20 protein-coding genes are annotated in these 25,081 nt (G+C 64.7%); 2 read left to right on the forward strand and 18 right to left on the reverse strand.

Annotated features, from left to right (window positions below; genetic code table 11):
• Nucleotides 1-52: 52 nt before the first annotated feature.
• From BG61_RS00830 to BG61_RS00860, 7 genes are all read right to left on the reverse strand, one after another.
• Nucleotides 53-778, reverse strand: coding sequence for an amino acid ABC transporter ATP-binding protein (locus BG61_RS00830; protein ID WP_035941195.1), 726 nt, complete (start codon nt 776-778; stop codon nt 53-55).
• On the reverse strand, nt 775-1,452 hold the full coding sequence (gltK, locus tag BG61_RS00835; RefSeq protein WP_035941196.1) for a glutamate/aspartate ABC transporter permease GltK: 678 nt from the start codon (nt 1,450-1,452) through the stop codon (nt 775-777). Before gltK ends, BG61_RS00830 begins: the two co-directional genes overlap by 4 nt.
• Entirely contained in the window at nt 1,452-2,192 is a 741-nt protein-coding gene (locus BG61_RS00840; protein ID WP_035941198.1) for an amino acid ABC transporter permease, read from the reverse strand. Before BG61_RS00840 ends, gltK begins: the two co-directional genes overlap by 1 nt.
• A 71-nt stretch (nt 2,193-2,263) precedes the next feature.
• A complete protein-coding gene (locus BG61_RS00845; protein ID WP_035941199.1) occupies nt 2,264-3,157 on the reverse strand; it encodes a glutamate/aspartate ABC transporter substrate-binding protein in 894 nt (297 codons plus the stop codon).
• Nucleotides 3,158-3,400: 243 nt separating this feature from the next.
• Nucleotides 3,401-4,714 (reverse strand): Glu/Leu/Phe/Val family dehydrogenase, encoded by a 1,314-nt coding sequence (locus BG61_RS00850; protein ID WP_035941200.1) that lies wholly within the window; start codon nt 4,712-4,714, stop codon nt 3,401-3,403.
• A gap of 109 nt (nt 4,715-4,823) precedes the next feature.
• Nucleotides 4,824-5,795, reverse strand: coding sequence for a LysR substrate-binding domain-containing protein (locus BG61_RS00855; RefSeq protein ID WP_035941201.1), 972 nt, complete (start codon nt 5,793-5,795; stop codon nt 4,824-4,826).
• Between the two features lie 109 nt (nt 5,796-5,904).
• Nucleotides 5,905-7,797, reverse strand: a complete 1,893-nt coding sequence (locus tag BG61_RS00860) for an ABCB family ABC transporter ATP-binding protein/permease (protein ID WP_035941204.1) — start codon at nt 7,795-7,797, stop codon at nt 5,905-5,907.
• A 270-nt stretch (nt 7,798-8,067) separates the two neighbouring features.
• Here BG61_RS00860 and BG61_RS00865 point away from each other — a divergent pair, with 270 nt between their 5' ends.
• Complete coding sequence (locus BG61_RS00865) at nt 8,068-8,463, forward strand: acyl-CoA thioesterase (protein WP_035941206.1); 396 nt, start codon at nt 8,068-8,070, stop codon at nt 8,461-8,463.
• A gap of 26 nt (nt 8,464-8,489) precedes the next feature.
• Here the strand turns inward: BG61_RS00865 and BG61_RS00870 are convergent, their stop codons facing one another.
• Both BG61_RS00870 and BG61_RS00875 read right to left on the reverse strand, forming a co-directional pair.
• Nucleotides 8,490-11,591 (reverse strand): sensor domain-containing protein, encoded by a 3,102-nt coding sequence (locus BG61_RS00870; RefSeq protein ID WP_035941208.1) that lies wholly within the window; start codon nt 11,589-11,591, stop codon nt 8,490-8,492.
• 216 nt (nt 11,592-11,807) lie between these two features.
• Nucleotides 11,808-12,287: a nitrate reductase associated protein gene (locus BG61_RS00875; protein WP_035941211.1), complete on the reverse strand. Its 480-nt coding sequence runs from the start codon at nt 12,285-12,287 to the stop codon at nt 11,808-11,810.
• Between the two features lie 191 nt (nt 12,288-12,478).
• Here BG61_RS00875 and fdhD point away from each other — a divergent pair, with 191 nt between their 5' ends.
• Nucleotides 12,479-13,306, forward strand: coding sequence for a formate dehydrogenase accessory sulfurtransferase FdhD (gene fdhD, locus BG61_RS00880; protein ID WP_035941212.1), 828 nt, complete (start codon nt 12,479-12,481; stop codon nt 13,304-13,306).
• 43 nt (nt 13,307-13,349) lie between these two features.
• On the opposite strand, the gene BG61_RS00885 is transcribed toward fdhD, so the two are convergent.
• The 9 genes from BG61_RS00885 to BG61_RS00925 all read right to left on the reverse strand — a co-directional run bounded on the left by BG61_RS00885 (nt 13,350) and on the right by BG61_RS00925 (nt 25,018).
• On the reverse strand, nt 13,350-14,114 hold the full coding sequence (locus tag BG61_RS00885; protein ID WP_035941214.1) for an enoyl-CoA hydratase: 765 nt from the start codon (nt 14,112-14,114) through the stop codon (nt 13,350-13,352).
• An 84-nt stretch (nt 14,115-14,198) separates the two neighbouring features.
• Nucleotides 14,199-15,398 (reverse strand): acetyl-CoA C-acyltransferase, encoded by a 1,200-nt coding sequence (locus tag BG61_RS00890; RefSeq protein ID WP_035941215.1) that lies wholly within the window; start codon nt 15,396-15,398, stop codon nt 14,199-14,201.
• Nucleotides 15,399-15,422: 24 nt separating this feature from the next.
• A complete protein-coding gene (locus tag BG61_RS00895; protein WP_035941218.1) occupies nt 15,423-17,858 on the reverse strand; it encodes a 3-hydroxyacyl-CoA dehydrogenase/enoyl-CoA hydratase family protein in 2,436 nt (811 codons plus the stop codon).
• 100 nt (nt 17,859-17,958) lie between these two features.
• Entirely contained in the window at nt 17,959-19,746 is a 1,788-nt protein-coding gene (locus tag BG61_RS00900; protein WP_035941219.1) for an acyl-CoA dehydrogenase C-terminal domain-containing protein, read from the reverse strand.
• 64 nt (nt 19,747-19,810) lie between these two features.
• On the reverse strand, nt 19,811-20,410 hold the full coding sequence (locus BG61_RS00905) for a TetR/AcrR family transcriptional regulator (RefSeq protein WP_035941220.1): 600 nt from the start codon (nt 20,408-20,410) through the stop codon (nt 19,811-19,813).
• Nucleotides 20,411-20,624: 214 nt separating this feature from the next.
• Nucleotides 20,625-21,902 (reverse strand): cardiolipin synthase ClsB, encoded by a 1,278-nt coding sequence (gene clsB / locus BG61_RS00910; protein ID WP_035941222.1) that lies wholly within the window; start codon nt 21,900-21,902, stop codon nt 20,625-20,627.
• Nucleotides 21,899-22,381: a dihydroneopterin triphosphate diphosphatase gene (gene nudB, locus BG61_RS00915; protein WP_035941223.1), complete on the reverse strand. Its 483-nt coding sequence runs from the start codon at nt 22,379-22,381 to the stop codon at nt 21,899-21,901. Before nudB ends, clsB begins: the two co-directional genes overlap by 4 nt.
• 98 nt (nt 22,382-22,479) lie before the next feature.
• The gene (gene aspS / locus BG61_RS00920; RefSeq protein ID WP_035941514.1) at nt 22,480-24,282 is read right to left on the reverse strand and encodes an aspartate--tRNA ligase; all 1,803 of its coding nucleotides are present in this window, start codon (nt 24,280-24,282) and stop codon (nt 22,480-22,482) included.
• Between the two features lie 76 nt (nt 24,283-24,358).
• Entirely contained in the window at nt 24,359-25,018 is a 660-nt protein-coding gene (locus tag BG61_RS00925; RefSeq protein WP_035941224.1) for a DUF502 domain-containing protein, read from the reverse strand.
• Nucleotides 25,019-25,081: the final 63 nt, after the last annotated feature.

The raw sequence follows: 25,081 nt of genomic DNA on the forward strand, positions 1-25,081 counted from the left end.
CCGTCAGGAAGGCCGCGTTTTTTGCGTCCAGCCGGTGAAACGCCGGCGCCGCTCAGTGCAGGATCTTCGCCAGGAAGTCCTTCGCGCGGTCCGATTTCGGATTCGCGAAGAAATCATCCTTCTTGTCGTCTTCCACGATCAAACCCTTGTCCATGAAGACCACGCGGTGCGCGACCTTCTTGGCAAAGCCCATTTCGTGCGTGACGCACATCATCGTCATGCCTTCCTGCGCCAGTTCGACCATCACGTCGAGCACTTCGTTGATCATTTCCGGATCGAGCGCGGACGTGGGCTCGTCGAAGAGCATCGCGATCGGGTCCATCGAGAGCGCCCGCGCAATCGCCACACGCTGCTGCTGGCCGCCCGACAACTGGCCCGGGTACTTCTCCGCGTGAGCGCGCAGGCCCACGCGATCGAGCAGCTTGAACCCCTTCGTCGTGGCTTCCTCGTTCGAGCGACCGAGCACCTTGATCTGCGCGAGCGTCAGGTTCTGGACGATCGTCAGGTGCGGGAACAGCTCGAAATGCTGGAACACCATGCCGACCTTGGCGCGCAGCTTCGACAGGTTCGTCTTCTTGTCGCCGACCGACTGGCCGTTGATCGTGATTTCGCCCTGCTGGAACGGCTCCAGGCCGTTCACCGTCTTGATGAGCGTCGACTTGCCCGAACCCGACGGGCCGCAGACCACGACCACTTCACCCTTTTTCACTTCGGTCGTGCAGTCGGTCAGCACCTGGAATTGCCCGTACCACTTGGAAACATTCTTTAAAGAGATCATCTTGCGACCTTTTTCTGAAGACTTTTGACGAGGGCCGATGCAAACACGCAAATCACGAAATACACCGCGCCGGCGAAGAGGACCATCTCGACGGTCGTCCCGTCACGGTCGCCGACGTTGGTCGCCGTGCGGAAAAAGTCCGCGAGGCTGATCACGTAGACGAGCGACGTGTCCTGAAACAGCACGATGGCCTGTGTCAGCAAAAGCGGCACCATGGCGCGGAACGCCTGCGGCAGCACGATCAGCCTCATCGCCTGCGGGTACGTCATGCCGAGCGCGAACGCCGCGTTCACCTGCCCGCGCGCCACCGACTGGATGCCCGCGCGGATGATTTCCGAATAGTACGCGGCTTCGAACAGCGAAAACGCGACCATCGCGGAGGCGAGCCGGATGTCGATGTCCGCCGACAACCCGAGCACATTCTGCAGAAGCTGCGGCACGATCAGGAAGAACCACAGCAGCACCATTACGAGCGGGATCGAGCGGAACAGCGTGACATAGAGGCCGGCGAACCATTCGAGCGGCTTGATGCCCGAGAGGCGCATGAGCGCGATCACCGTTCCCCACGCGATCCCGACCACGATCGCGAGCACCGTGATCTGCAGCGTGATGATCGCGCCGGTCCACAGCGTGGGCAGCGAGCCAATGACACCACTCCAGTTGAAATGATGCATCACTTGCCTCCGATATAGCCGGGCAGCCGGGTTTTCGATTCGACCCAGCGCATCAGCAGCATGACGATCAGGTTGATCAGCATGTAGGCGAGCGTCACGGCGATGAACGACTCATACGTCTGCGCGGTGTAGTCGACGAGCTGCCGCGCCTGTGCGGACAGGTCCAGCAGGCCGATGGTCGACGCGACCGCCGAGTTCTTGAACACGTTCAGGAACTCCGACGTGAGCGGCGGCACGATGATGCGGTACGCGACCGGCATCAGCACGTAACGATACGTCTGCCATTGCGTGAGCCCCATCGCGAGCCCGGCGGCGCGCTGGCCGCGCGGCAGCGCGTTGATGCCCGAGCGGACCTGCTCGCACACGCGCGCGCCGGTGAAGAGCCCGAGACAGATGATCGACGACGAAAAGAACTGCGCGTTCGGCGGCAGTTGCTTGAACCAGTTTCCGGCGGAAGCGGGCAGCAGCTCCGGTATCACCAGATACCAGATGAAGAACTGCACGATCAGCGGAATATTGCGGAAGATCGCCACATAGAGGGTGCCGATCCCTGCGAGAAAGCGATTCGGGACCGTGCGCAGGATGCCGAACAGCGAGCCGATCACGAGCGCGATGATCCACGCAGCGAGCGACACGGTGACGGTCACCCAGAAGCCGGAAATCAGCCAGCCGAGATAGGTGGTGGGCTCGCCGGTCGAAACCGGACTCAGCAAGATGCCCCAGTTCCAGTGATAAGACATGGACTCACTCCAAAAGAAAACGGAAGAAGCGCGATGCTCCTTCCGTTTCGTTCACCTGATGCGCGGACCAGTTAGTCGATTGCCTTGTCATTCGGGCTCTTGTAGAGAGCCTTGATGTCGTCGCTTTCCGGGAAGTTGAGGTTCAGGCCCTTCGGCGGAATCGGGCTTTCGAACCACTTCTTGTAGATCTTGTTGGCGTCGCCCGAGGTTTCGACCTTCGCGATTGCGTCGTCGACCACCTTCTTGAACTCCGGATCGTTCTTGCGGATCATGCAGCCGTAAGCTTCATGCGACTGCGGCGCGCCGACGATCACGAAATCGCCCGGATTGTTCGACTTCGCGCGCTCGCCGGCGAGCAGCGCGTCGTCCATCATGAACGCGACGGCGCGGCCCGTCGACAGCGTCAGGAACGACTCCCCGTGGTCCTTCGCGCTGATGATGTTCATGCCCATGTTCTTGTCCTGGTTCATCTTGCGAAGCAGGCGCTCGGACGTGGTGCCGGCAGTCGTCACGACAGTCTTGCCCTTCAGGTCGGCCCAGTCCTTCACGCCCGAATCCTTCTTGGTCATGAGACGCGTGCCGATCACGAAGATCGTGTTCGAGAACGCCACTTGCTGCTGGCGCTCGGCGTTGTTCGTGGTCGATCCGCACTCGATGTCCACCGTGCCGTTCTGCACGAGCGGAATGCGGTTCTGCGACGTGATCGGCGTGAGCTTCACCTTCAGGTTCGGCATGTTGAGCTTCACCTTGACGGCTTCCACCACCTGCAGCGCGAACTCATGCGAATAGCCCACGACGTTCTGCTTGTCGTCGTAGTACGAGAAAGGAATGGAAGATTCGCGGTGCCCCAGCGAGATCACACCCGTGTCCTTGATTTTTTTCAGCGTCCCGGCGTCCTGAGCGTAAGCACCCGTTGCAAAAACACCCAGAGCGGCGAGTACCAGCGCGGCCTTTTTAATCTTCATTTGTTCGATCTCCTGTGGCGAAAACGGGGCAAGTTTAGCAGGGTAATTATTCTGAAAGAATGATTGTTAACCACACTGTCCCAATTTAACCGCACTACCCTGCCGAGCCCTGTGCGACGCGCATTCTAATGTAGTTTTAATGCAAACGCGGGCGTCATCCATGACGGATGACGCCCGCGTATTTTTAAAGGGCGCGAACGCGGCGATTGCCCGCATTTGCGCGCCGATCAAGTGGTCCGGCGATCACGGATACAGCCCGCGCATTTCACGCGCCATCAGGATCCGCGTACAGGCCACGATAAATGCGGCCGTCCGCACAGACACCTTGTGTTCGCTCGCTACCTGCCACACCGCCGCGAACGCTTCGCGCATCACGCGCTCGAGGCGCTGGTTGATTTCGTCCTCGGTCCAGAAGAAGCTCGAGAAGTCCTGCACCCATTCGAAGTACGAGACCGTCACGCCGCCCGCGTTCGCCACCACGTCCGGGATCACGAGGATGCCCTTGTCGTGCAGGATGTCGTCGGCGGCGGTGGTCGTCGGGCCGTTCGCGCCTTCCACGACGATCTTCGTCCTGATCTTCGGCGCGTTCTTTTCGGTGATCTGGCCTTCGAGCGCGGCCGGGATCAGGATGTCACTTTCGATCATCCAGAACTCGTCGGCGGAGACCGGATCGGCGCCCGCAAACCCGCCCACGCCGCCGTTCTTCGCGACGTGCTCGAGCAGCGCGACCGTGTCGATGCCCTTCGAATTGTGCAGCGTGCCCGTGTGGTCCTGCACCGCGATCACCCGCGCGCCGGCTTCCTGGAAGAGCCGCGCCGCGATCCCGCCGACGTTGCCGAAGCCCTGCACCGCGATGCGCGCGCCTTCGATTTCGAAACCGATGCGCCGCGCCGCTTCCGTGCCGACGACGAACACGCCGCGCCCCGTCGCTTCCTTGCGGCCGAGCGAGCCGCCGAGCGAGATCGGCTTGCCGGTCACGACGCCCGTTGCCGTCTGGCCCTGGTTCATCGAGTACGTGTCCATCATCCACGCCATGATCTGCTCGTTCGTGTTCACGTCCGGCGCGGGGATGTCGGTGTTCGGTCCGATGATGATGCCGATCTCGCTGGTGTAGCGGCGCGTCAGGCGTTCGAGCTCGCCGCGCGAAAGCGTGCGCGGATCGACGCGGATGCCGCCCTTCGCGCCGCCGTACGGCACGTTCACGGCGGCGTTCTTCACCGACATCCACGCGGAAAGCGCCATCACTTCCGAGAGCGTCACGTCCTGGTGGTAGCGCACGCCGCCCTTGCCCGGGCCGCGCGACGTGTTGTGCTGCACGCGGTAACCCTCGAAGTGCGCGACGGTGCCGTTATCGAGTTCGATCGGGCAATCGACGATCAGGATGCGCTTCGGGCGCTTCAGGGTTTCGAGCCAGCGCGAGAGCGAGCCGAGATACGGCGCCACGCGATCGACCTGCTGCAGGTAGTTTCCCCAGGGGCCGAGATCGTCGGCGAGGAGATACGACGGAATGGCATGTTTGGCGGCGGGTGCCGGCAGGTCGTGCTTCGGAGATGACATTTACGCTCCAGCGTTTTGTGGAATGCGCTCATTGTCGAAAAACGGCTTCGCGAAATCCAATGCCGTTTGATTATCCGATTATGCGTTTCGCGCATAACGTGGGAGAGTCTTATCCTGCGTTGGCTTCGGTCGCCCGCTGAGCCAGTTCGTCGCTCACTGCGCCCCACAGGCTCCGTGTCAGCGCCTGCCGCGGATCGTCGCCCTGCGAGGCGAGCTTGTCGCGGTAAAGGCGTATCTCCATGGTCAGTGTGAACTGGCCGGCGGGCGTGCCGCGAGTGCCCCGGTCGAGCCGGATGAGGCGCCCTTCCTCCACGGCGTCCTCGACGGCGCTGTGCGGCAGGAACGCGACGCCGTGACCCGCCAGCGCCATCGCCTTGAGGCCCTCGGCCATGTCGGTTTCATAGACCTTGTCGAGATAGAGGCGCGTCGGGGCCGTCGCGATGATCACCTCCGTCATGCGGCCGAGATACGCGTTCGGTGTGTACGACAAATACGGCACCGGCGCCTCGGCGGTCGCGGGAAGCGTGTAGCGCGCCCGGCCGCCCTTGCCCGGCGCGGAGAACGGGCTGATCGGCTCGGTGCCGAGCGCAAGCATGTCGTAGCGCGCGGGGTCGAGCGCGACCGGGTGGCTCGGATGGTGATAGCCCATCACCAGGTCGCAGCCGCCTTCGACGAGCGACAGCACCGCGTCGTGCACGTTCAGCGCGCGCAGGCGCGTATGGATGCGCCCGAGGCGCGCTTCGATGCGCTCCAGCCAGCGCGGAAAGTACGTGAGCGACAGCGTATGCGGCACCGCGAATTCGATTGTCGCCGTGGGCGCCCCGCCCTGCCCGCGCAACAGCGTGCGGGCCTCGTGGAACTGCGAGAGCATCGCGAGCGCCTGTTCGTAGAACACCTGGCCCGCCTGCGTGAGCCGCGTCGGATACACCGAGCGGTCGATCAGTTCGGTGCCGAGCCATGCTTCGAGCGCCTGGATGCGCCGCGAGAACGCGGGCTGCGTGATATGCCGCAGTTCGGCCGAGCGGCTGAAGCTGCGCGTTTCCGCGAGCGACACGAAGTCTTCGAGCCATTTCAGTTCCATGCGGATCTTGCTCCTGCAGCGCAATTGCGACGAAGTCCGCATTTTAGCGGCGGACGTGGACGCTTTTGTGGCACGCGGGCGAGAGCCGCGCTGCGCCGCGGGCGCGGGATTACGCGCCCGCGGTGTCCTGCTGCGTGACGGCGTCGTCGCCCTCTTCGGGATGCGCCGCGCGCTGCTGCTGCAGCGCCCACATCTGCGCGAAGAGGCCGCCTGCGCGGAGCAGTTGCGCGTGCGTGCCGCGCTCGACGATCCGTCCGTGATCCATCACGATGATCTGCTCCGCATGCACGACCGTCGACAGCCGGTGCGCGATGATCAGCGTCGTGCGCTCGCGGGCGATCGAATCGAGTTCGTGCTGGATCGCGCGCTCGGATTTCGAATCGAGCGCCGACGTGGCTTCGTCGAAGATCAGGAGCGGCGGGTCCTTGAGCAGCGTGCGCGCGATCGCGACGCGCTGCTTCTCTCCGCCCGACAGCTTGAGCCCGCGCTCGCCGACCGGCGTCTCGTAGCCCGCCGGCAGGCCCTCGATGAAGTCGTGGATATGCGCCGCGCGCGCCGCCGCGATCACTTCCTCGCGCGTCGCCGACGGCCGGCCGTACGCGATGTTGTAATAGATCGAATCGTTGAAGAGCACCGTGTCCTGCGGCACGATGCCGATCGCCGCGCGCAGCGAATCCTGCGTGACGTCGCGGATGTCCTGGCCGTCGATCAGGATGCGCCCGCCGCGCGCCCGGTCGAGATCGTAGAAGCGAAACAGCAGCCGGCCGAGTGTCGACTTGCCCGAGCCGCTGTGGCCGACCACGGCCGTCGTCGTGCCGGCGGCGATCGTGAAGTCGACGTTGTGCAGGATCGGCCGCGCGCTCTCATAGGCGAAGCTGACGTTCTCGAACCGCACTGCCGCGCCGCGCACGGCAAGTGCGGGCGCATTCGGCGCGTCGGGCACCTCGCGGCCCGCGGCGAGCAGGGTGAACATGCGGTCCATGTCGGTTAAGCTTTGTTTCAGTTCGCGATACACCACGCCGAGAAAATTCAGCGGAATGTAGAGCTGCAGCATGAACGTGTTGATCAGCACGAGGTCGCCGAGGGTGAGACGCCCCGCCATCACCCCCTGCGTCGCCCGCCAGAGAATGCACACGAGCCCCGCGCCGATGATCGTCTGCTGCCCGAAGTTCAGCATGGAGAGCGAGCGCTGCGACTTGATCGCGGCGGTACGGTAGCGCTTCAGGTTCTCGTCGTAGCGCTCGGCCTCCCACTCCTCGTTGCCGAAGTACTTGACCGTCTCGTAGTTGAGCAGCGAATCGATCGCCCGCGAGTTTGCCTTCGAATCGAGATCGTTCATCGTGCGCCGGAAATGCGTGCGCCATTCGGTGACCTTCACCGTGAAGACGATATACGCGACGAGCGCGACCAGCGTGACGAGCGCGTAATACGCCTCGTACTTCGTGACGAAGAAGCCGAGCACGAGGCCGACTTCGACGAGCGTCGGCAGGATGCTGTAGAGCGAATACGACACGAGCTGCTGGATGCCGCGCGTGCCGCGCTCGATGTCGCGCGACATGCCGCCCGTCTGCCGCTCGAGGTGAAAGCGCAGCGAGAGCGAATGCAGATGGCGGAACACCTGGAGCGCAAGCCGCCGCACGGCGCTCTCGGTGACTTTCGAGAACAGGATCTCGCGCAGCTCGGTGAAGAGCGACGTGGAAAGCCTCACCACCGCATAGGCGACGACCAGCAGCCCGATCCCGCCGGCGAGCACGATGGCGGGCGAATCCTGCGCGCGTCCGAGCGCGGTCAGCTGCTGCACCGACGCAAGGCCGTCGACGATCTTCTTCATCACGATCGGCACGCCCAGGTTGGCGACCTTCGCGCCGATCAGGCAGGTGAGCGCGAACGCGACGCGCCATTTGTACGTGGTCAGGTACGGCAGCAGCGAACGGATCGTCTGCCAGTCGTTGCGCGGTCCCTTCGCGACGGGAGCCGCGTCGGCATTGGAATAGCGGCGCATGAATATTCGAGTTCTGCATGGGCATGCGGCACCATGGCGGGCATGGCGCACGGATGCGGTATCGCGGGGCGGGCGCACGTCTCGTCATGCGTGCTTTCCCGTACAATTCGATGGTCCGGACCGCGTCGGAAGACCGTCTGCCGCACTGCACTGAAACCACGGCAAAACCGCTTTCGCGCCCGGAAGGACCATCCCTTATCCATGCATTGTCGCAGAAGGCTCGATGCCGCGCTGACGCATGCTGGCTCTCTTTTTTACCGGAATCCTTCGATGACCGACCATCTGCAACTTCCACAAAAACCGGTCGCGCTGCGGGTCATGCCGCAACCGGCCGATTCCAATGTCCACGGCGACGTGTTCGGCGGCTGGATCATGGCGCAGGTCGACATCGCGGGCTCGATCCCGGCGAGCCGCCGTGCGAACGGGCGCGTCGCGACCATCTCGGTGAATTCGTTCGTCTTCAAGCAGCCGGTGTTCGTCGGCGACCTGCTGAGCTTCTACGCCGACATCGTGAAGACCGGCAACACGTCGGTCACCGTGTCGGTGGAGGTGTATGCGCAGCGCATGCGCCTTGCCGGAGAGGTGGTGAAGGTGACGGAGGCGACGCTCACCTATGTCGCCACCGACCGTGACCGCCGCCCCCGCGCGCTGCCCGCGCTCGACTGAAGCCCGGCGCGCACGCCCGGCCCGCGTCAGTTGAGCACGATGCCCTCGCGCAGCAGGCCGGGAATCGCGTCGCGCGGCATCGGGCGGGAGAAGAAGTAGCCCTGCATTTCGTCGCAGTCGCGTGCGCGCAGGAAGTCGAGCTGCGCCGACGTCTCCACGCCCTCCGCGATCACCTGCAACTGCAGCGAATGCGCGAGCGCGATGATCGCGGAAGTAATCGTTTCGTCGTCGCCGCACGCGCCGATATCCGCCACGAACGAGCGGTCGATCTTCAGCCGGTGCACCGGAAAGCGCTTCAGATACGAGAGGCTCGAATAGCCGGTGCCGAAGTCGTCGATCGCGATGCCGATGCCGAGCGCCGACAGCTCCGCCAGCATCGTGATCGCTTCCTCGGCGTTGCGCATGATCGCGCTTTCGGTGAGTTCGAGCTCCAGGTACTTCGGCTCCAGCCCGGTTTCCTTCAGAACGGAGAGCACGAGCGATGCGATGTCGCGCTGCTGGAACTGGCGCGCCGACAGATTCACCGACACGCGCGCCGGCGGCAGTCCGGCATCCTGCCACGCCTTGTTCTGGCGGCACGCCTCGCGCAGTACCCACTCGGACAGCGGCCCGATCAGCCCGCTTTCCTCGGCGACCGGAATGAACGACGCCGGCGACACGAGCCCCTGCTCCGGGTCCATCCAGCGCACGAGCGCCTCGATCCCGACGATCTTGCCCGTCGCCATGTCGACCTGCGGCTGGTAGTGCAGGATGAACTCGCCGTCCCGAAGCGCACGCCGCAGGCGCCGCTCGACGTTCATCCGCGCGCCGACGCTCGCATTCATCTCCGGCAGATAGAACTGGAACGTGTTGCGGCCCATGTCCTTCGCGCGGTACATCGCCAGATCGGCTTTCTTCATGACCGATTCGGCGTCGTCGCCGTCCTGCGGGAAGATGCTCGCGCCCATGCTGCAGCCGACATACAGTTCCGTGCCATCGAGCCACACCGGCTCGGAGATCGCCGAGCGCACGCGCTCCATCCATGCGATCAGCAGGCGCTCGTCGGTGAGTTCGGGCAGCACGGCGACGAACTCATCCCCCCCGTGGCGCGCCACCGTGTCGCTTGCACGGGCGCAGCGCGCGAGCCGCTCGGCCACCACCGCGAGCAGCCGGTCGCCGACGCTGTGGCCGAGGCTGTCGTTGACGTTCTTGAAGCCGTCGAGGTCGATGAACACCACCGAGAGCTTCGTATCGCGCCGCCGCGCCTCTTCGATCGCGTGCTGCAGGCGGTCGCGCAGAAGGTTGCGGTTGGGCAGGCGCGTGAGCGTGTCGTAGTTCGCCTGATACTCGAGTTGCTCCTGATAGCGGATCAGGTCGGTGACGTCGTTGATCACGCCGATGTGATGCGTCGTATGCCCGTTCACGTTCGGCACCGGCGCGACGAACAACTGGTTCCAGAAGAGCGCACCGTCCTTGCGGTAGTTGCGCAGCACCGCGCTGGCTTCGCGGTTCCCGGCAAGGCCGCGGCGGATCGCGTTCAGTCCCTCCTGATCCTGGTCGGTGCCCTGCAGGAAGCGGCAGTCCCGCCCGATCACCTCACTCGGCTCATAGCCCGTGATGCGCTTGAACGCCGGATTCGCGTACTCGATCACATTGCCGCCGGCCACCGACCCGGTGATCAGGATCGCGTTCACGCTTGCGTCGAGTGCACGGCTTTGCAGGCGCAGCGCCAGCTCGGCGCGCTTTCGCTCGGTGATGTCGTGATAGGACCCGAGCACGCCGATCGTCTGGCCCTCGCCGTCCGTGAGCGGCAGCTTGCTCGTGACCACGGTGCGCAGCGTCTCGCCCACCATGATGTCGCGCTCGTAGTGCATCTTCGGCACGCTCGACACGATCACTTCCTCGTCGTCCGCGCGCAGCACATGGGCATGCTGGCCCCACGGCAGGTCGTGATCGGTCTTGCCGATCACCTGCTCGTTGTACGCGAGCCCCGCGTCGCGGGCGAACGCGTTGTTGCAGCCGAGATACCGCGACTCGCGGTCCTTCCAGAAAATGCGCTGCGGAATGTTGTCGATCACCGCTTCGAGCATTTCGTTCGAGCGCCGCGCCTCCGCTTCGGCGTTGATGCGGTCGGTCACGTCGTTCGCCAGCATGAAGATGCCCGGGCGGCCCGAATACGTGAGCGCGTGGTGCGACATGTCCACGCTGATCGTCGAGCCGTCCTTGTGCCGGTGGCGCCAGACGCCCGCCGAGCGCTGGCCGCCCTCCTCTTCGCTCGCGCTGCGCGCAAGCCGCGCGGCGAAGCGGTCGAAGTCGCCCGCGCAGTGAAGCTCGCGCAGCGTCAGGTTCATGAATTCCGGCTCGTTGTAGCCGTAATGCTGCATCGCGGCCGGATTCACGGCGACGAAGCGCATCGTCTCTGCATCGACGATCCACATCGGCACCGGATGCGCGTCGAACAGCCCGCGAAAGCGTTCGTTGCTGCGCTGCATCGCCCGCGCGATGCGCAGCTTTTCGCGCGACGAGCGTTCGTGGCTCGCGAACGTGCAGATCAGCACGCCGCTGCCGGCGAGCATCGTGAAGATCAGAAGCAGCATCGCGCGGCCGGACGCCTGCGCCGACACGTCGAGCGCAGCGGTGAGCGCCGCGTCCTCGCGGCCGCGCAGCGCGGCGAGTTCGTCGTCGACGGCCTGCTGCTCTTCGCCCAGGCGCACGAAAGCGGCGTCCACCCAGTTGCGCGACGCGCCCGGCGCCGCCGATGCCGCGCGCCCGAACGCCGTCAGCGCGTCGCGCTTCATGACGGCGGCGCGTCGCGCGAGCGGCTCGAAGGCGCCCGTCATGCCCGGCTCGATGGCGAACTGGGCGCGCAGGCTGCTCTCCAGCGCATCGACATGCGCGATGCGCGCCTCGTGCCGCGCGGGTGCTTCCAGCGCGCCGGTCGCCTCGAAGCGCCCGAGCGCCGTGAGGTCTTCGCCGAGCGCGCTGCGATACGCGTCGAGGTCGCGCATCAGGCTCATCGAGCGCAGCGTGCGGGCGTCCGCTTCGCGCTGCCCGCTGATCTGCTCGCAGGCGACGAACGCGTTCCCGCCGAGTGCGACGAGCACGACGGCGATATTGACCAGCAGTCGCCTGGTGAGGAAATAGGTCATTGGGCTACGAGCGTCATCCGTGAAAGCGGGCGCAGGTGCGGGCCTTGGGCGCGCCGTCGGGATGGCGGCGACGCAGGACCGGCGCGCGGACGCATCGTCCACGCCGCGATGACTGGATAACGGCAGCGCCGCCGCCGAATTTAGGGCGGCGCTTAAATAACGCAGGAAGCGCTTAACTGGTTCGACGAATTCCGGGGCGCGCGTGCGCGGAGAACGTCATTCGGCCAGCCCGAATTCGCGCATGGCGGGCATGAAATCGTGGTTCAGTTCGCCGGTGCGCCGCGAGAGCTTGGCGAGCGCGAAGCGCTGGAAGCGGTCGAGTTTCGCCCATTGCGACAGGCTCGGCGCGCTCACGCCGCACAGGCTGCTCTGGCGGATGACGGTCTCGGGAACGGCGTCGGCGTGAGCCCAGACCGGATCGGATTCGGGCGTAAACTTCTCCGGCTCGACGTTCGCATGGGTGCGCAGCATTTCTTCGATCGCGTGATCGAAGTTCGGCTCGATCTCGCTCTCGTCTTCGACGGGAAATCGGGCAAGCAGGACGCGATCGTCGTGAGGAAGCATCTGCCACTGGTTGAGCGTAATCCGCATACCAAAGCGATCGAGGTTGAAGCGCACGGCGAGCGGAATGAAGCGCAGGTTATCGGACGATTCGACTTCGAAGTTGAAGAGACGCGCAGCGTCGTAAAGTCCCATGGCGGTAGCCTCTTTGGCGTGAGTGGCGAGCATCGGCATGCATCGCCGGCTTAAGTTATCGTAGGGCCTCGTACGGCAATATAACCCTTGTCGCACCCACTGTCGCATACGCATTTGCACCCGCATCTCGCCCGGCAAACAGCAAACGTCATACCCGGCGCCGCGCGGCCTCATGATAAGGAACGAGTAAAGTGAACGATCTCGAAACGGACGACCAGCCTGGCTTCATCGAACGCCAGGTGCGCCGTCACCGCACGGGCCAGACGGCGCTCGCATCGGACAACGTCGGCCAGGAATGGCCGGTCGCGCTCGTCTTCAACGGCATCTCGCACGCGGTGATGATGTGCACGCCGCGCGATCTGGAAGCGTTCGCTGTAGGGTTTTCGGTGACGGAAGGCATCGTCGAGCGCGGCAGCGACATTCACGACATCGAGGTGTTCTTCCGCGGCGACGGCGACACGTTGCCGCATGCGGAAGTGCATTTGCAGGTGGTGCAGCAGGCGTTCGCCGCGCTGAAGAACAAGCGCCGCGCGCTCGCGGGACGCACGGGCTGCGGCGTGTGCGGGATCGAAAGCATCGAGCTTCTGGACCTGCTGCCCGAGCGCGTCGCCGACACGGGCTTTCTCGCGCGATTGTCCGATGACGCCATCGCCCGCGCCGCGCGCGAGCTTCCCGCGCATCAGCAACTGACGAAGCTCACGGGCGGGCTGCACGCGGCCGCGTGGTGCGACGAAAGCGGCGCGGTGCGCTACGCGTTCGAGGACGTCGGCCGCCACAACGCGCTCGACAAGCTGATCGGGCACCTGATCCTCAAGCGCGAGGACACGACGCAAGGTTTCGTGTTCCTGTCGAGCCGCGCGAGCTACGAGCTCGTGCGCAAGTCGGCGCGCGTCGGCGTGCCGATGGTCGTCACCATTTCCGCGCCGACGTCGCTTGCCATTGCGATCGCCAAACAGGCGAACCTGCGCCTCGTGAGCTTCGCGCGCGAAAACAGCTTCGTGGAATACGACGTGGAGTGAGGGCACGCGGCGCCGGACCGCCGCCGCGCGCCTCTCGCCCGGCTCAGTCGAACCGGCTGAAGTCGGGCTTGCGCTTTTCGAAGAACGCCTGGAACGCCTCGCGCGCTTCCGGCGCGTTCAGCATCGGGCTGAAGTAGCCCGCCTCCTCCTCCATGCGCGCCGCGATATCGCGGACGTCGGCGTGCTTCATCAGCGCCTTGGTCACCCGCAGCGACGAAGCGGGCAGCGCCGCGAGCTTGCGGGCCTGCTCGAACGCGAACGCATCGACTTTGTCCGCATCGAGCACGCGATTCACGAAGCCCATGCTGAGCGCCTCGTTCACATCGAACGCTTCGCCGAGAAGCAGCTTTTCCGCCGCCCGCTGGTAACCGGACACGCGCGGCAAGAGGAGGCTCGACGCCGCCTCCGGGCACAAGCCGAGCTGCACGAAGGGCAGCGAAAACTTCGCCGTCGATGCGGCGTAGACGAGGTCGCAGTGCAGCAGCATCGTCGTGCCGACGCCGACCGCCGCACCCGCCACCGCCGCCACGACCGGCTTCTGCGCGCTGCTGATGCGGCGCAGGAACTGGAACACGGGCGCGTCGGGACTCGACGCCGGCGCCTTCAGGAAGTCTTCGAGATCGTTGCCCGCGCTGAACGAGCCCCCGTTGCCGCGAATCAGCACGGCGCGCACGGCCGCGTCCTTTTCCGCTTCGAAGAAGGCGTCCGCCATCTCCTGATACATCGCCGCCGTGATCGCGTTCTTCTTGTCGGGGCGATTGAGCGCGATGGTCAGCACGCCACCGGCCCGTTCGATGAGAATGTCCATCCTGTCTCCTGAGTTCAACGCGGTCCGCAGGCGCGAAGGCCCGCGAACCGCCGTGCGTGTCACACCGGCCCTGAGGTCACGGTCTCACAGACGCTCGATGATGCCCGCCGCGCCCATCCCGGTGCCGACGCACATCGTCACCATGCCGTACTTCAGGTTGCGCCGGCGCAGGCCGTGAACGACCGTCGACGCGCGGATCGCGCCCGTCGCGCCGAGCGGATGCCCGAGCGCGATCGCGCCGCCGAGCGGATTGATCTTCGACGGATCGAGCCCGAGGTCCTGCGTCACCGCCAGCGCCTGCGCGGCGAACGCCTCGTTCAGTTCGATCCAGTCGATATCGTCCTGCTTCAGGCCCGCTGCCTTCAGCGCGGCCGGAATCGCTTCTTTCGGACCAATGCCCATGATCTCCGGCGGCACGCCGCGCACGGCGAAGCTCACGAAGCGCGCGAGCGGCGTCAGGTTGAACGCCTTGAGGATCTTCTCCGACACCACGATCAGCGCGCCCGCGCCGTCCGACGTCTGCGAGCTGTTGCCCGCCGTCACCGAGCCCTTGTTGGCGAACACCGGACGAAGCTTCGCGAGCCCTTCGATCGTCGTGTCCGCGCGCGGGCCCTCGTCGAGCCGGATCTCGCGCGCATTCACGCGCACTTCGCCCGCCGCGAGATCGGGGAAGCGCTCGTTCAGCGTGAACGCGGCGATCTCGTCGTCGAATTCGCCCGCCTGTTGCGCGGCGAGCGCCTTGCGATGCGACTCCACTGCGAACGCGTCCTGCGCTTCGCGGCTCACCTTCCAGCGCTCGGCCACCTTCTCGGCGGTCAGGCCCATGCCATAGGCAATACCGACGTTCTCGCTGCGATCGAAGATGTGCGGCGGCAGCGACGGCTTGTTGCCCATCATCGGCACCATGCTCATCGATTCGCATCCGCCCGCGATCATCACGTCCGACTCCCCGACGCGAATCCGGTCCGCCGCCATCGCGAGCGCGGTCACGCCCGACGCGCAGAAGCGGTTCACCGTCACGCCGCCGACCGTGTTCGGCAGCCCCGCGAGCAGCGCGCCGATGCGCGCGACGTTCAGCCCCTGCTCGGCCTCGGGAATCGCGCAGCCGACGATCGCATCCTCGATCAGCGTCGTATCCAGCCCCGGCACCTGCGCGAGCGCCGAGCGGATCGCGTGGACGAGCAGCTCGTCCGGGCGCGTGTTCCTGAACACGCCGCGCGGCGCCTTGCCGATCGGCGTGCGGCTCGCGGCGACGATGTATGCATCCTGCAATTGTTTGCTCATGTCCGACTCCTGTATCCCGCGCGCTCAGTTGCGAACCGGCTTGCCGGTCTGCAACATGCCCATGATCCGTTCCTGCGTCTTTTGCGTGCCGAGCAGTTCGATGAACGCGCGGCGCTCGAGCGCCAGCAGCCATTCCTCGTCGACGAGACTGCCTGCTTCGACATCGCCGCCGCACATGCTTTCAGCGATGCGGCTCGCGATCAGGAAATCGTGCTCGCTGATGAAACGGCCGTCGCGCATGTTCACGAGCGACGCCTTGATCGTCGAAATAGCCGAGCGGCCTGCAACCGGCACCTGCTTCACCCGAAGCGGCGGACGATAGCCTGCCGCCGCCAGCGCGCGCGCTTCCTTCTTCGCGATGTCGAGCAGTTCGTGCACGTTGAAGACGATCGTGTCCGAGGGCTTCAGATAGCCCATCGCGCGGGCGTCGAGCGCGGACGCCGACACCTTCGCCATCGCCGCGTTTTCGAACGGCTTCTGGAGGAACTTGAGCAGGTCGCCGGTCGCGTTCACCGCGCTGGCCGCGTCCGCTGCGCGCAGCGCGGCTTCCTTCAGGCCGCCGCCCGCCGGCACGAGGCCCACGCCCACTTCCACGAGGCCGATGTAGCTCTCGATGTGAGCCACGCGCTTCGCCGAATGCAAGACGAGTTCGCAGCCGCCGCCGAGCGCAAGACCCGACACCGCCGACACCACCGGCACGCTCGCGTACTTCACGCGCAGCATGGTCTGCTGAAACTTCTTCACGAACGGCTCGATGCCCTTCGCGCCGCCCATCATGAACGCCGGCAGCGCTTCTTCGAGGTTCGCGCCCGCCGAGAACGGGCCGCCCGGATTGCCGAGCTTGAGCGACGCGGGCTGCCAGATCACGACGCCCTGGTAATCCTTCTCCGCGAGATCGATCGCCTGCGTGAGGCCGTCGAGCACAGACGGTCCGATCGTGTTCATCTTGCTCTTGAACGACACGATCACGACGTCGCCCTCGCCCGCGCGGTCATCGATCCATGCGCGCACCGCGTCGGTTTCAAAGAGCGTCTTGCCCCAGGTCTTCGGATCGCTGCGGGTCTCGCCTGCGAGGGGCGCGCGGAACACCTGCTTTTCGTAGACCGGCAAATCGGAGCGCGGCACGAACTTGCGCGCCTGCGGCGACCACGATCCTTCGGCCGCGTGTACGCCGCCCTTTTCCGCGACGGCACCGTCGAACACCCATGCAGGCAGCGGCGCTCTGGAAAGCGCCTTGCCCGCCTCGATGTCTTCCTGCACCCACTTCGCGACCTGCTGCCAGCCGGCCGTTTGCCAGCCTTCGAACGGACCTTCGTTCCAGCCGAAGCCCCAGCGGATCGCCAGATCGACGTCGCGGGCATTGTCCGCGATCGATTCGAGATGCACGCCGATGTAATGGAACACATCGCGGAAAATCGCCCACAGGAACTGCGCCTGAGGATGCTCCGTTTCGCGCAGCAGCTTGAGGCGCTCGGCGGGCGGGCGCTTCAGAATGCGGCCGACGAGTTCATCGGCTTTCGCGCCGCTCTCGACGTACTGGCCCGTCTTCGGGTCGAGCACCTTGATCGCCTTGCCGTCCTTCCGGTAGAAGCCCGCGCCGGTCTTCTGCCCGAGCGCGCCCTGCTTCACCAGTCCGGCGAGCACGGCGGGCGTCTCGTAGACGGGGAAGAACGGGTCGCCGGCGAGGTTGTCCTGCATCGTCCTGATGACATGCGCCATCGTGTCGAGGCCGACCACGTCGGCCGTGCGGAACGTCGCCGACTTCGCGCGGCCGAGGCGGGAGCCGGTCAGGTCGTCCACTTCGTCAAAGCGCAGGCCGAACTTCTGCGCCTCGGCGACCACCGCGAGAATCGAGAAGATGCCGACGCGGTTCGCGATGAAGTTCGGCGTGTCCTTCGCGCGCACGACGCCCTTGCCGACCACGCTCGTCAGAAACGTCTCGAGCTGGTCGAGGATGTCCGCACGCGTGGCAACGGTCGGAATCAGCTCGACCAGATGCATGTAGCGCGGCGGATTGAAGAAGTGAACGCCGCAGAAACGCGCCTTCAGTTCGTCGGAAAAACCGTTCGACAGTTCGGTGATCGACAGGCCCGACGTGTTGGTGGCGAAAATCGCGTGCTCGGCGATGAACGGCGACACCTTCGCGTACAGATCGTGTTTCCAGTCCATGCGCTCGGCGATCGCCTCGATCACGAGATCGCACTCCCTGAGCTTTTCGATCTCGTCGTCGTAGTTGGCGGGCTCGATGTACTGCGCGTCTTCCTTCACGCCGAACGGCGCGGGAGAGAGCTTCTTCAGGTTCTCGATGGCCTTCGCCGCAATGCCGTTCTTCGGGCCTTCCTTCGCGGGCAGGTCGAACAGCAGGACCGGCACACGCGCGTTGACGAGGTGCGCCGCGATCTGCGCGCCCATCACGCCAGCGCCGAGCACGGCAACCTTGGCGATTTTCAGATTGCTCACGTTTTGTCTCCGGGGTATTGATTCGATACGCTTCGCGGGAAGCGGCTTGAGAGGTCCGCGCGCCGCCTCCTGCCTCGAAGAAGCGGCGCTTGCTGGACGCTCAGAACAGCGCTTCGTCGTATTCCATCAGCGTCTTCGATCCGGCGCGCGCGGCGCGGATCGTCGATGCCGTTTCGGGCAGGAGCCTGGCGAAGTAGAAGCGCGCGGTGGCGAGCTTCGCCGGGTAGAACGGATCACCCTCGGCCTGCCTGTCGAGCGCGACGCGCGCCATGCGGGCCCAGAAGTACGAGAACACCAGATGCCCGACCGTTCGCAGATACGGCACCGCGGCCGCACCGACTTCGTCGGGGTTCTGCATCGCCTTCATGCCGATTTCCATCGTCAGCTTCTGCACCTTGTCGCCGATATCCGCGAGCGGATTGATGAACTCCTGCATCTCCGGCTTCACGCCTTCGGCCTCGACGAAATCCTGCACGAGCTTGCCGAACTTCTTCAGCTTCGTGCCCATGTCGCCGAGAATCTTGCGCCCGAGCAGATCGAGCGCCTGGATCGAGTTGGTGCCCTCGTAGATCATGTTGATGCGCGCGTCGCGCACGTACTGCTCCATCCCCCACTCGGAGATAAAGCCATGGCCGCCGTAGATCTGCATGCCCATGTTGGTGCCTTCGAACGCGTTGTCCGTGAGGAAGGCCTTGATGACCGGCGTGAGCAGCGCGACAAAGTCGGCGGCATCGCGGCGCACGGATTCGTCGGCGTGCGACAGTTCGCGGTCGATGTTGAGCGCGGCCCAGTACGTGAACGCGCGGCCGGCTTCGGCGTAGGCCTTCTGCGTGAGCAGCATGCGGCGCACGTCCGGATGCACGATGATCGGATCGGCCGCCTTCTCCGGCGCCTTCGGGCCGGTCAGCGCGCGCATCTGCAGGCGCTCCTTCGCGTACTGCAGCGAATTCTGATACGCGACTTCGGTGAGGCCCAGCCCCTGCATGCCGACGCCCAAGCGCGCCGCGTTCATCATGACGAACATCGCGTTCAGGCCCTTGTTCGCCTCGCCGACGAGCCAGCCCTTCGCATCGTCGAGATTGATGACGCAGGTCGAATTGCCGTGGATGCCCATCTTGTGCTCGATGGAGCCGCATTTCACGCCGTTGCGCGCGCCGGGTTCGCCGGATTCCGTCGGGACGAACTTCGGCACGATGAAAAGGGAAATGCCCTTGGTGCCCTCGGGGGCGCCCGGCAGTCGCGCGAGCACGAGGTGGACGATGTTTTCGGCCAGATCGTGCTCGCCGCTCGAGATGAAGATCTTGGTGCCGGTGATGGAGTAGGAGCCGTCCGCGTTCGGCTCGGCCTTCGTGCGCAGGATGCCAAGGTCGGTGCCGCAATGCGGCTCGGTCAGGCACATCGTGCCGGTCCAGACGCCCGAGACGAGCTTCGGCAGATACACCGTCTTTTGCTCCGGCGTGCCGTGCGCGTGCAGGCATTCGTACGCGCCGTGCGAGAGGCCGGGGTACATCGTCCAGGCCTGGTTCGCCGAGTTCAGCATCTCGAACATCGCGTTGTTCACGAAGATCGGCAGGCCCTGGCCGCCGAATTCCGGATCGCAGCCGAGCGCGGGCCACCCGGCCTCGACGTACTGCCGGTACGCCTCCTTGAAGCCCGTGGGCGTGCGCACGACGCCATCGCCTTCATAGGTGCAGCCTTCCTGGTCGCCGATCTGGTTCAGCGGGAACAGGACTTCGGAGCAGAACTTGCCGGCTTCCTCCAGCACGTGATTGATGGTGTCGGCGTCGAGGTCGGCATGCTTCGGCATGTTCTTGAGTTCGGCTTCGACGTTGAGCACTTCGTGCAACACGAATTGCATATCGCGCAGCGGCGCGGCGTACTGTCCCATGAGTCTCTCCAGTGTTCAAACTTGCGCCGCGCGCCGCCGCCGAACCCGGGTTCCATCGGCGCCGCTAACGGCTTTCGCTCTGATACGAAACAATCGTTTTTTCCAGCGCGTCCCTCGTGAGCTGCACGGCATCCGGCAAGTGCAGGAAGCGGGCGTCGTGATGCAGGCCGAGCGTGAAGCTGTACAGCTCGAAAAGCATCAGCGCCGGATCCGTGTCGGCCTTCAGGTGCCCTTCGTCCTTCGACTGCTGGATCGCGCGCAGCAGCGCCTCCCGCCACATCGTCACGCTGTGCACGAGTTGCTCGCGCACCGCGCTCGCCGCGCGGTCGTCGTATTCGACCGCGCCGCTGATATAGATACAGCCCGTCGTCACTTCCTGAATGCGCTTCTCCATCCAGCGGTTCATCATCGAGCGCAAACGCGGCAGGCCCCGCCCCTCGCGCAGACTCGGGAAGAACACCTCGTCTTCGAAACGACGGTGATACTCGCGCACGACTTCCACCTGCAAATCCTCGCGCGACCCGAAATGCGCAAACACGCCACTTTTGCTCATCTGCATCCGCTCGGCCAGCAGGCCGATGGTCAGTCCTTCGAGCCCGTCCCGGCTCGCGAGGTCCAGTGCTGCATCGAGAATCGCGACTCGCGTCTGTTCGCCTTTTCGCATGATGATCCCTACCGTTCTCATGTGACCAGATAAAATCGAACGGCCGTACTATTATTGTAGCCGGCCGTTAATGAAACAAGCTATTTATTAGAAATGGGTTTCTAACCGGTGCTGCGCATCAATAGGACAGTGCCCAAAGCCGCCCGCGTTCATTGTCCCTTTTAATTTGCAAGCTGCCTGTCGGGGCCTCCCCGGGTTCCCATATTGTGCAAAGTCAGTCGTACTGGCCGATCGTGAGCATCTTCATCATCATTCGGTAGGTGTTGTAGGCGAGCCAATTAAGTATTCGCTCACCGAACGGACGGGCCGCGTAGTGCTTGGCGTCGATGGCGCGTGCGTCCTCGAAGGCCGTCATGATGGCGTCGCGCAGGGACGCGATCTCGCGGTGATTGACGATCACCATGTTGGCTTCGTTGTTGAGCACGAGGCTCAACGCATCGAGATTCGACGAACCGACCGTCGCCCAGTCGGAGTCCACGACCGCCACCTTGCCGTGAAGCATCGTCTTTTCGTATTCGGCGATCCGCACGCCGTGCTTGAGCAGGTTGTCGTAGAGAAAGGGCGTGGCGTAGTCGAGTGCGACGAACTCCTTGCGTCCGATCACGAGGCTCACGCGCACGCCGCGTCGCGCCGCGTGCACGAGCGCGCGGCGCAGCTTGCGCCCCGGCATGAAATACGGATTGGCGAGCAGGACTTCGTTTTCGGCGTGGGCGATCGCCCGCAGGTACGCCTTTTCGATCGCGCGCCGGTTGATCAGGTTGTCGCGCGCGACGAACGCGACGCACGGCTTGTCCACCGCGTGAATGTCGCCCTGCCGGGCCCGCCGCTTCGCGCGGGCAAAGCGCCACGCGGCGCGGCGCGTGGGGCCGGGCTGCGGCTCGCAGCCCGGCTGCGGCGGCTGAGGCGGCTTCACGCCGAGGCGAATCCGCTGCCATTGCACGTCGAACGCTTCGCGCACGTCCGCCACCACCGGCCCTTTCACCTCGACCGCGAAATCCCAGCGCGGCTGGTCCAGATGAACGCCGTTCTGGTCGAAGTCGTCGACGATGTTGATGCCGCCGCAGAACGCGTAGGTATCGTCGATCACGGCGAGCTTGCGGTGCGTGCGCGAAAACCCGAGCGCTCCGAACAGATGCGGGTTGTAGATGCGATGCTCGACGCCCGCTTCCCGCCACTCGTCAAACATCGGAAGATTGCGCGCGGTGCCGATGCCGTCGGTGATCACGCGCACGCGCACGCCCCGCTTCACCGCGCGCGTGAGCGCTTCCGAGACCGCGCGTCCGAGGTCGTCGTTGCTGAAGATATAGGTTTCGAGCGTGACGGCGTGGCGGGCGGCGTCAATGCGCTCGAGCAGCGCCGGAAAGAATTCGACGCCGCAATTGAAAAGCCGCACCTCGTTGCCGATGGTGAAGCACAGGCGCGACGGCCGGCGTCCGGAAAAAACAACTGCCCGCAGGCGCGCGAACCGGCGTCGCTGCCCAAAACCGATCATCGGTTGTGCGCCGCGAGGCGCTCGGGCAGTTGCAGGATCGCCTCACGGTTCGACCACGAAAAGCACCGGTTTGCCGCCTCACGGAAGGGCAGCCACAAATGCGACGTGTGCTCGCGCGGCGCGAGCGTGACTTCCATGCAATGCGGCACGAGCAGGCTGAACTGGTGCTCGGTGTTGCGCACGACGCCTTCGGCGTAGCGATGCCGCCACTGCGGATAGATCTCGTATTGAATCTGATGGTGCCAGTCGAGGAGCGAGCGCTCGGGCACGAGCTCGCTGCCGATGACGATCCCCGTCTCTTCCGCCACCTCGCGCGCCGCCGTTTCGGCGAGCGGCTCGTCGATGCGGTCCTTCGACCCCGTCACCGACTGCCAGAAGCCCTTGTGATCGGCGCGTTCGATGATGAGCACGTCCAGCTCGGGCGTGTGAATGACGACGAGAACGGATTCCGGGATTTTCGGCGGCTTGGATAAGGTCATTGCGGCGCGCACATTTTTTTACGGACTGGCCGAAGAATGTAACCCAAAAAATGAAAAAGGCGCACTCGGCGCCTTTTTCGCGGGGATGGCCTCGGGGCTCAGTGCGCCTTCTGCTCGGGCTGGCGCAGGCGGATGTGCAACTCGCGCAACTGGCGCTCGTCGACTTCGCTTGGCGCCTGCGTGAGCAGACACTGTGCGCGCTGCGTCTTCGGGAACGCGATCACGTCGCGGATCGAATCGGCGCCGGCCATCATCGTGACGATGCGGTCCAGGCCGAACGCGATGCCGCCATGCGGCGGCGCGCCGTACTGGAGCGCGTCGAGCAGGAAGCCGAACTTGGCGCGTGCTTCTTCCACGCCGATCTTCAGCGCGCGGAACACCTTGCTCTGCACCTCTTCCTGGAAGATGCGGACCGAACCGCCGCCGATTTCCCAGCCGTTCAGCACCATGTCGTACGCCTTCGCGAGACAGCGGCCCGGGTCGGTTTCGAGATATTCCAGATGCTCGTCCTTCGGGCTCGTGAACGGATGGTGCGCGGCCACGTAGCGGTTTTCTTCCTCGTCGTATTCGAACATCGGGAAATCCACCACCCACAGCGGCTTCCAGCCCGATTCGAGCAGGCCGTTCGCGCGGCCGAACTCCGAATGGCCGATCTTCAGGCGCAGCGCGCCCAGGCTGTCGTTCACCACCTTCGCGCGATCCGCCGCGAAGAAGATGATGTCGCCGTTCTGCGCGCCGGTGCGCTCGAGAATCGCGGCGATCGCGGCCTCGTGCAGGTTTTTCACGATCGGGCTTTGCAGGCCGTCTCGGCCCTTCGACACGTCGTTGACCTTGATCCACGCGAGGCCCTTCGCACCGTAGATGCGAACGAACTCCGTGTAGCCGTCGATGTCGCCGCGCGACAGTTCGCTGCCCTTCGGCACGCGCAGCGCGGCAACACGGCCGTCCTTCGAGTTCGCCGGCATGCTGAACACCTTGAAGTCGACGTCGCGCACGGCATCCGTCAGATCGGCGAATTCGAGCTTCACGCGCAGGTCCGGCTTGTCCGAGCCGAAACGGCGCATCGCTTCCGAATACAGCATGACCGGGAATTTCTCGTCGAGCGAGACGTTCATCGTTTCCTTGAAAACGTGACGGATCATCGCTTCGAACAGGTCGCGGATTTCCTGCTCGTTCAGAAACGACGTTTCGCAGTCGATCTGCGTGAATTCCGGCTGGCGGTCGGCGCGCAGGTCTTCGTCGCGGAAGCACTTCACGATCTGGTAGTAGCGATCGAAGTTCGCCACCATCAGCAACTGCTTGAAGAGCTGCGGCGACTGCGGCAGCGCGAAGAACTGGCCCGCATTCACGCGCGACGGCACAAGGTAGTCGCGCGCGCCTTCCGGCGTGCTCTTCGTGAGCATCGGCGTTTCGATGTCGATGAAGCCCTGCGCGTCGAGATACTTGCGCACTTCCATCGCGACGCGATAGCGCAGGCGCAGGTTCTGCTGCATCTGCGGACGGCGCAGATCCAGCACGCGATGCGTGAGGCGCGTGGTTTCGGAGAGGTTGTCGTCGTCGAGCTGGAACGGCGGCGTCACCGACGCGTTCAGCACGTTCAGCTCGTGGCACAGCACCTCGATCTTGCCGCTCGTCAGGCCCGCGTTCGCCGTGCCTTCCGGACGGCTGCGCACGACGCCCTTCACCTGCACGCAGAACTCGTTGCGCACGCCTTCGGCGACCTTGAACATCTCGGCGCGGTCCGGGTCGCACACGACCTGAACGAGCCCTTCACGATCGCGCAGATCGATGAAGATAACGCCGCCGTGGTCGCGGCGGCGATGTACCCAGCCGCACAGCGAGACGGTTTGGCCCAGCAGGGCTTCGGTCACCAGACCGCAGTATTCAGATCGCATCGACATGATGTTGTGTCTTTCATTGTTCATTGATCAACGGCACGCGCGCAAAATCCGGGGATTTCGAGCGCGCCTGCCGGCATTACAGCGGCGGCTCGGTGGGGCGGCGGGCCGCCGCCAGCGGCGCCGGGGGCGCGGACGGCGCCACTACGCCCATCGAGACGATGTACTTCAGCGCAGCATCGACAGTCATGTCGAGCTCGATGACCTCGTTTTTCGGAATCATCAGGAAAAAGCCCGACGTGGGATTCGGCGTAGTCGGCACGTAGACGCTCACGTGGTCCTGGTTCAGGTGATTCAGGACGTCGCCGCCGGGAATTCCCGTCAGAAAGCCGATGGTGTACGAGCCCTTTCTCGGGTATTCAATCAGGAGCGCCTTGCGAAACGCGTTGCCGCTGCTCGAGAGCAGCGTGTCCGACACCTGCTTGACGCTCGTGTACAGCGGCCCGACCACCGGAATATGCCGCACGACCACATCCCACCACTCGACGAGCTTCTGTCCCACGAAATTCTGCGTGAGCAGGCCGACGATGAAGATGAACGCCAGCGTCAGCACCGCGCCGAGCCCCGGCAGATGGAAGCCGAAGAGCCGCTCGGGCTGCCATGAGAGCGGCAGCAGAAGAAGCGTCTGATCCATGGTGCCGATCACGAGCCCCAGCACCCACAGGGTGATGGCGAGCGGGACCAGTACGAGGAGGCCGGTAAGGAATACGGTTTTCAGCGTAGTCTTTTTGGTCGTCATTTACACAGCCGGAAGGCCGCCCCGCAAGCGCGGTTTGGCAGGTTCGCCGCCCGGCAAGCGAGG

The sequence above is a fragment of the Caballeronia glathei genome (genome assembly GCF_000698595.1).
GTDB classification, from domain to species: Bacteria; Pseudomonadota; Gammaproteobacteria; order Burkholderiales; family Burkholderiaceae; genus Caballeronia; species Caballeronia glathei.